This window comes from Dietzia sp. CQ4, assembly GCF_014145125.1.
Classification (GTDB): domain Bacteria; phylum Actinomycetota; class Actinomycetes; order Mycobacteriales; family Mycobacteriaceae; genus Dietzia; species Dietzia natronolimnaea.
Genome location: NZ_JAALDZ010000402.1, coordinates 1 through 4,248 on the forward strand (window position 1 = coordinate 1; position 4,248 = coordinate 4,248).

General features: G+C 67.7%; 5 protein-coding genes. 3 read left to right on the forward strand and 2 right to left on the reverse strand.

Annotated elements, in window-relative coordinates; all coding sequences use genetic code 11:
- A partial coding sequence (locus tag G6031_RS17770; RefSeq protein ID WP_182653988.1) for an MFS transporter occupies positions 1 to 1,073 on the forward strand: 1,073 nt, incomplete at its 5' end.
- A 25-nt stretch (positions 1,074 to 1,098) separates the two neighbouring features.
- Here G6031_RS17770 and G6031_RS17775 read toward each other — a convergent pair.
- Positions 1,099 to 1,347, reverse strand: a complete 249-nt coding sequence (locus G6031_RS17775) for a DUF6480 family protein (RefSeq protein WP_182610564.1) — start codon at positions 1,345 to 1,347, stop codon at positions 1,099 to 1,101.
- A 105-nt stretch (positions 1,348 to 1,452) separates the two neighbouring features.
- Between G6031_RS17775 and G6031_RS17780 the strand changes: the two genes are divergently transcribed.
- Positions 1,453 to 1,842 carry a VOC family protein gene (locus G6031_RS17780; protein WP_182653989.1) on the forward strand — a complete coding sequence of 130 codons (390 nt, stop codon included), beginning with the start codon at positions 1,453 to 1,455 and terminating at the stop codon, positions 1,840 to 1,842.
- A gap of 156 nt (positions 1,843 to 1,998) precedes the next feature.
- Entirely contained in the window at positions 1,999 to 2,580 is a 582-nt protein-coding gene (locus G6031_RS17785; protein WP_182653990.1) for a hypothetical protein, read from the forward strand.
- An 882-nt stretch (positions 2,581 to 3,462) separates the two neighbouring features.
- On the opposite strand, the gene G6031_RS17790 is transcribed toward G6031_RS17785, so the two are convergent.
- Positions 3,463 to 3,915, reverse strand: a complete 453-nt coding sequence (locus tag G6031_RS17790; RefSeq protein ID WP_182653991.1) for a hypothetical protein — start codon at positions 3,913 to 3,915, stop codon at positions 3,463 to 3,465.
- Positions 3,916 to 4,248 lie beyond the last annotated feature (333 nt).

Here is a 4,248-nt window from a genome sequence, read left to right on the forward strand (position 1 = left end):
TCCTCATCAACATCCCGGTGATGGTGGTGCTGCTGGTGCTCGGCCCGGTGCTGCTCACCGAGAGCCGCGATCCCTCACCCGGGTCACTTGATCTGGTCAGTGCGGCCATGTCGCTGGTGGCCATGCTCAGCGCCGTCTACGGACTCAAGACCCTCGTCGCCGGAGAGGGCGCGGTCACCGGGGTGCTGTGCGTGGCGGCGGGGTTGGCCGTCGGCGCGGTCTTCGTGCGCCGCCAGCTGCGGCTCACGAACCCGTTGCTGGACGTCGATCTGTTCCGTGCGCGGGCGTTCCGAGGCGCGGTGGTGGCCGATCTGCTGTCGATCTTCGCCCTGATCGGTTCGCTCTGGGCGCTGACCCAGTACCTGCAGCTGGTCGTGGGGCTCTCCCCGATGCGGGCGGGACTCTGGCTCCTACCGGCGATGGCCGTCTCCGCGGTGGCGGCGTTCCTGGCTGCGGCACTGGTCAAACGCATCAGCGCCGCGGTGCTGGTCACGGCCGGACTGCTGGTGGCGGCGGTGGGGTTCGGGCTCATGCTGGGTCTGACCCCCGACTCCGGCCCGGTCCCGGTGATCGTGGCCCTGAGTCTTGTCTCCCTCGGCGGCGGCGTGGGCATGACGCTGACCAACGACATCATCATGAGTTCGGCCCCGCCCGCCCGGGCCGGCCGGGCGGCCGCGATCTCGGAGACGGCCTACGAGCTCGGCACCGCGCTGGGGACCGCGATCCTCGGGTCGGTGCTGGCCGCGGTGTACCGCAGTCAGTTGCTGGGCGACTCCGGGGCCGCCGCAGTGGTGTCTCCGGCACAGTTGGAGCGGGCGAGCGCGACGATCGCCGAGGCGTTCACCGTCGCCGGTCAGTTCCCGGCGTCCACTGCGGAGGTGCTGATCACCGCGGCGCAGGCGGCGTTCACCGACGCGCTGACCACCGTGGGTGTCCTCGGGTCGATCATCATGATGGTCGCCGCGCTCTGGACCGCCGTCACCCTGCGGGGCACCTCGGCCACCGCTGACCTCACGCGGCAGTCGGATCGCGCGCAGGCGGTCAGCGCTACCGGGTCCAGCACTACGGGGTGAGAAGCGCGGCGGTGACCGGGGCCCGTCAGCCCAGGCCGAACAGGCGTCCCACGAGGCCCACCGCCATGACCAGGACGATCAGCACGATGATCCCCAACAGCAGGTAGATGCCGATTCGGGACCCGGACTTGGTCGGGCTCTGCCCGGTACGGGCGCTGTCGGAGGCCAGCGACGTGGAATCCGAGTCCGGCGTCTGCGGTCCCGTGGGCGAACCGCCGGCATCGAGGTCGGGGGAGTCGCTGGGATCCGGGTCTGACGGAAGGGAATTGGCCATGCCCCACCTTGGCACGGCTGTCCCCCGCAGTGCCCGCGGGTGTGCTGGCGCGGGTAGGGCCGGCGGGCCTTGATGAACTGATGCCGTGGTCGATAGCGTGACCGCATGCCCCGGATCTCCACGCGGCGCGTGGTCGTCGCCCTCGACTGTCCTGACGCTCGAGAGCTCGCCGACTTCTACGCTGCGATGCTCGGATGGCGAGTCAGCTCGGACCCCGCGTACCCGGACTGGGTGGACGTCCTGCCGCCGGAGGGGGAGTCGGAGGCGGTCGCGCTGGGGTTCCAGACCGTCCCCGACTTCCGCTCGCCGAGCTGGCCCGACGGTCCGGTCCCGCCGCAACTGCACCTGGACTTCTACGTGGAGTCGATCGCCGACTCCGAGCCGGCCGTCCTCGCCGCCGGTGCGCGCCGGCATGAGCACCAGCCCAGCCCCGACGGGCGCTTCGTGGTGTACCTCGACCCGGTCGGGCATCCGTTCTGTCTGTGCGTGGAGTGACGGCGCGGCAAGCCATCGTCCGACCGACGGATAGATCGTAGATTCAGAGCCGTGACGTGCGGACGAAGTCAGTCGATCCGCGCCGAAACGTCGTAACAAACAGTCATCATTGCAGTGTTCGCGAAAGACCACGCTCGGGCAGAGGGGCGACTCGCAATGAAGCACTTGAGATTGCGCGGATTGGCCGGAGCCACATTGGCATTGGTGTTGTCGGCGGGACTCGCGCCAACCGCCACCGCGGCCGAGGTCGGCATCGGACCGTTCGTGGTGCAGGTGCCTGATCTGGCACCAGTGCATGTGCCGGTTCCGCCGGGTTCAGAAGCCGCACCGCTCCCGCCGCTGCCGTATCCGTTTCAGTGGGTTCGGCCTGCACCTCCGTTCGATCCGTTCGGGGGGCGGACATTGGCGCTGGATTGTGGCGGTAATCCCGAGAGAATGCCGTCCAGGATCATTATTATCTGCGGAGACGGAACCGGGCAGTTCCAGAACATCCGGTGGACATCGTGGCTCGATGGGACCGCCGAGGGGACCGCGGAGAAGGTGTGGGTCGAGTGTGTGCCAGCCTGCTACAACGGCATCCGTCGCAGCAAGCCCGCGCGAATCGTGCTGCACGATGTTCGCTACACCCCGGCCGGGCCCGCGTACGCAAAGCTCACCTCACACGACGATCGCGGAGCAAGGACGACGGCGATGTCGAGTTTTCCGTTCGAACCCGGTGATCAGATTATTTTCCCCTAGCTTTTCCGAATCCCTGACGGGTCATGCCGTAACAACTATTCGAGTTTCGCTCGATCCCGTAATGAGGAGGCAAAATGGCCAGGCTACTTTCATCGATGGCGATCGCGATTGGCGCTTGCGCAACCGCAGCCACTATTACCCCGCTGGCTCAGGCACAGACACTGCCAGGTGGTTCAGTGGTGGTGCCGCCTATCGAGCCGATCGGTGTCCCGGTCCCGGCAGGATCGAGCGCGACACAACTCCCGGTTCTGCCGTTTCCCCTCTTCTGGCAGGAGCTCCCGCCGCCTCCGCCGCCGCCCCGGTATGTGGCCTCGAATTGGGTTGAGGCCGGGACGTGGTGTCCTGCGCCCAATCAATGGGCCTACAGTCAGGATGGAACCAAGTTGTGGTGCGTTCGCCTGCAGCGCACTGACGGCTACCAGTGGGCTCCGCATCAAACAGAGATCCCATGGACCCCCGAAGCGTCAGGGCCAGGGAGAGCGACGTCCGTCGCGAATTCCCTTGGCGGCAAGCCGTGTGGTCGGGAGGGCGAGAGCGCCATCGATCCCTCAAACGGGCAGCCCGCGTATTGCGGAATTCGGATGCTGGTTAGCCCGGCGCCGCTGTGGATGTACCGGCCTGGCACCTAAATCACGGTCCCGCAACCCCACGTCAGGGCGTTAAGGAGCGGCTGAGGCCTGTGGGTCGGAACCGAGAGTCCGGACTGGTCCGCGTGTCTGAGTGGTCTCAAACGTCGGCGCTCATCTCAATCGACCACGGTGCACTCAAGCTGGAGAGACGTGAACGGGATCGACCACTCGGCGGATTCACGCCGCGAGGCGCCCGCCCGCCGTTCTGCTGCCCGCCCGCCGTGCTTGAGTCCGGTCGCCTGGCGAACCCGCGTCACACCGAGACCAGCTGCTCCGGTCGTGACTCCAGGTAGTCCAGCGCGTGGTCGTCGTAGGTGAACACCAGCGCCACGGCGTTGGCGACGAGCAGCACCCACGCCGACCACAGCGTCGGGTCGTACAGCACCACCAGCAGCGAGACGCTCGCAGCGGTCGTCAGCAGGGCGCGGCTCCGGCGAGCGCCGTCGCGGAGTCTCGAGGCGGCCACCACCTGCACCACCATGGCGGCGAATAACACGATCGCGAGGGCCCACCCGGCCCAACCGAGCGGCTCGGCCCCGCTCAGGTTCGCCCCAACGCCACCCCGGGCGGAATCGTCGGCACCCATTCCCGCGACCAGCGCCAAGATGTCGGTCGCGGTGACTACGCTGGCGACGGTGACCGTGGTGAACATGCCACACAGGACCCAGATCCACGATGCGATCGAGACGGAGAGCGGTCGGCTCACGAAATGGCCTTTCGGGTCGGTGGCCGCACCCTCGTGGGGCAGCACGGATCAGGGTGTTTCGATACTCTGACGTGATAGACAGGTGTCGATAGAGTGCGGCACACCTGATTTTTGCTGCGCCACACTGGTGCTCGGTATCCCGGCTCCGCCCGTGGCTCCGTGCGCTCGTGGTGCACTCACTCGGACGCGGTGCCCTTCGGCGCCTCGACGCGGCCGGACTGGAGGTGGATCTGGTGCCCGCGTGGAAGAAATCCCGTGCAGTGCTGCGAGCGGACACCGTGGCCCGCGCGGTCGCGCTGTGCGTCGATACCCGGCGCGGGGTGCTGGTGGTGG

Coding starts and splice junctions, on each gene's coding strand:
- G6031_RS17785 (WP_182653990.1), top strand. CDS start 1,999: ATGAAGCACTTGAGATTGCGCGGATTGGCCGGAGCCACATTGGCATTG.
- G6031_RS17775 (WP_182610564.1), bottom strand. CDS start 1,347: ATGGCCAATTCCCTTCCGTCAGACCCGGATCCCAGCGACTCCCCCGAC.
- G6031_RS17780 (WP_182653989.1), top strand. CDS start 1,453: ATGCCCCGGATCTCCACGCGGCGCGTGGTCGTCGCCCTCGACTGTCCT.